This is a genomic window from Winogradskyella pacifica (assembly GCF_013403915.1).
Taxonomy (GTDB): Bacteria; Bacteroidota; Bacteroidia; order Flavobacteriales; family Flavobacteriaceae; genus Winogradskyella; species Winogradskyella pacifica.
Genome location: NZ_JABFDI010000085.1, coordinates 1 through 533, shown reverse-complemented (window position 1 = coordinate 533; position 533 = coordinate 1). Strand labels below are relative to the sequence as shown.

Below are 533 nucleotides of genomic sequence, written 5' to 3'. Positions count from 1 at the left end.
GATGTCGTCGAGCATCTGGCCGCTGCCGTAGGCGGAATCGCCGAGCACCTGCGCCGGGCCGTCGAGGGTGTCATCGGCGGCGATCAACTCGCGGCCGACCTCCGCGTCGCCACTGCCCGGGCCTGCGGCTTTCGTTAGGGTCGCGGCGGTGATCAACCCGGTGTCGGGTTCGGCGTTGATGTGTCCCTTGTATCCGTCCTGACGGCGTGAACGGGTCTTGTGGGCGTGCCGGGTCTCGGTGTCGACGGTGGAAATCACCCGGTCCGCGGCGACGTTGCGGGCGATCCGCCACCGACCCCCACCATGTCCGTCGCCCGAGCCGTCGGTGTCGATCCATTCGACGTCCTGGCCGGCGACCAGTGCCAGCAGTGCCAACGCCTGACCTGCGGGTGAGCCCGCATCCGGCTGTTCGGTGCCCGGCCCGGTCAATGCGGCCACGACCGCCACCGCGTCGCGGACCAGGGCATCGACCAGCTGTTCGCGGGCGGGCTTGTCGTCCCACGCGATGTCGGGTTTGCCGGGCTTGGAGTAGT

At 69.8% G+C, this 533-nt stretch carries 1 pseudogene; it reads right to left on the bottom strand.

Annotated features, from left to right (window positions below):
• Positions 1 to 533: pseudogene (locus tag HM984_RS17535) on the bottom strand (hypothetical protein); the annotation flags it as partial.